A 1699-nucleotide genomic window follows, 5' to 3' on the forward strand; every position below is an offset into this window, starting at 1 on the left:
AGGCCGCCCTGGCCCAGGCCGGCTATCCGACCAAGGCCGATCCGGCGCGAATGAACTGGTGGGGCATGCTCGGCGTGCTGCTGGTCTTCGTGATCGCCGCCACCGCCCTGTTCGGACCGCTGGCCGCCTGCCTGGTCGAGCTGTTCCCGACCCGGGTGCGCTACACCGCCCTGTCGCTGCCCTACCACATCGGCACGGGCTGGATCGGCGGCTTCGTGCCGTTCAGCGCCTTCGCCATCGTGGCGGCGGTGGGCAACATCTACGCCGGGCTCTGGTACCCGGTGTTCTTCACCCTGATCAGCGTGCTGACGACCCTGTTCCTGCTGCCCGAGACCAAGGACCGGACGCTGGACTAGTCGTGTTTCAGAGCACCTCGACCGCCACGGAAGCGGCGGCGAGGGCCTGAACGACCGCCGGATCGACCGGCGCCGCGATAAGCCGGACGATCTGCTTTCCCTCGCGGGCCAGTTCGATCAGCTTTTCGCCGCTGGTCTCGGCGGGGTCCAGCCGCTGGACGTCGCGACGGGCCATGGTCGCCACCTCGGGATCCACGCCCTCGTCGGAGATCAGCACGTCGGCGGCCCCGAGGGCCCGAAGCGCGCGGAGCGTCAGCAGGTCGGAGGGACCCTTGCCGGCGATGAACCGCACCTTGCCCTCGCGGCCCACGCCCTTGGCGAGGGCCTGGCGGAACAGCTGTCCGGCCTTGTCCATGTCGCCCGCCATGGCGGCCTGAGCGGCCTCGCCGCCGACGGCGTCGCGCAGGAAGGCTCGTCGCTCGTGCATCGCGGGCAGGGCGCCGCGCACCTCGTCCTGGAACTTGCGCAGCAAGGCGGCCACCCGGCCCGAGCCCTCGGGCACCTGGGCCTCGATGTCGTTGCGCAGCTTGGTGGCCAGGGTCGGCGAGGCGCCGCCGGTGCCGACAGCCGCCACCACCTCGCCGCGGTCGATCACCGCCGGGGTGTTGAAATCGCTCATCRCCGGCTTGTCGACGACATTGACCAGCACCCGCGCCGCGCGGGCCGCGCTGGCCGCGCCCTGCAGGAAGACCTCGTCGTCGCCGGCCACGAAGGCCAGGATCGCGCCGGCGTAGGTTCCCGGCAGGAAGGCGGCGTGGCCGTCGACCCGAACCAGCGTCGCCGGTGATCCGTCGAACAACCGCGCCTTGTTGTCGGCGGCTTCGCCGCTGCCGGCGATCACGACCTTGCGGCCGGCCAGGGGGAAGTAGGCGGGGAAGGAATCCAAGGCGCGGGTCCTGACACAGCAACGAACGTCATGCCCAGGCTAGCCTGCCTGAACCAAGATTTCACTGGCGGGTTTCAGTCTGAGCAGTGTTAGATTCGGTCAAGCGGGTTGTCGGAGCCCGCCTTTCGTTGGGAGGCGAAAGCCTATGACGTCGACCCTGGACATCAATGGCAAGGCGGTCGTCGTCAAGGCCGACCCGCAGACGCCTCTGTTGTGGGTGCTGCGCGACGAACTGGGGCTGACGGGCACGAAGTTCGGTTGCGGCCTGGCCCAGTGCGGGGCCTGCACGGTTCACGTCAACGGCGACCCGGTGCGCGCCTGCGTGACGCCGATCGCGGCCCTGGAGGGCGCCAAGATCGCCACCATCGAGAGCCTGGGCGGGATGCACCCGCTGCAGCAGGCCTGGGTCCGGCACGATGTTCCGCAGTGCGGCTACTGCCAGTCGGGCCAGATCATG

At 69.9% G+C, this 1699-nt stretch carries 3 protein-coding genes; 2 read left to right on the forward strand and 1 reads right to left on the reverse strand.

Translation table 11 applies throughout. The features are described from left to right. On the forward strand, positions 1–356 hold a 356-nt coding region (locus AC1DZ6_RS24715; protein ID WP_477099742.1), incomplete at its 5' end, for an MFS transporter. A 7-nt stretch (positions 357–363) separates the two neighbouring features. Here the strand turns inward: AC1DZ6_RS24715 and AC1DZ6_RS24720 are convergent. Beyond that, the gene (locus tag AC1DZ6_RS24720; protein WP_477099743.1) at positions 364–1242 is read right to left on the reverse strand and encodes a precorrin-2 dehydrogenase/sirohydrochlorin ferrochelatase family protein; all 879 of its coding nucleotides are present in this window, start codon (positions 1240–1242) and stop codon (positions 364–366) included. 145 nt (positions 1243–1387) lie between these two features. Between AC1DZ6_RS24720 and AC1DZ6_RS24725 the strand changes: the two genes are divergently transcribed. Further along, positions 1388–1699: (2Fe-2S)-binding protein (locus tag AC1DZ6_RS24725; RefSeq protein ID WP_477099744.1), on the forward strand; the 312-nt coding region annotated here is incomplete at its 3' end.

The sequence above is a fragment of the Caulobacter sp. P1_B12_2 genome (genome assembly GCF_056406675.1).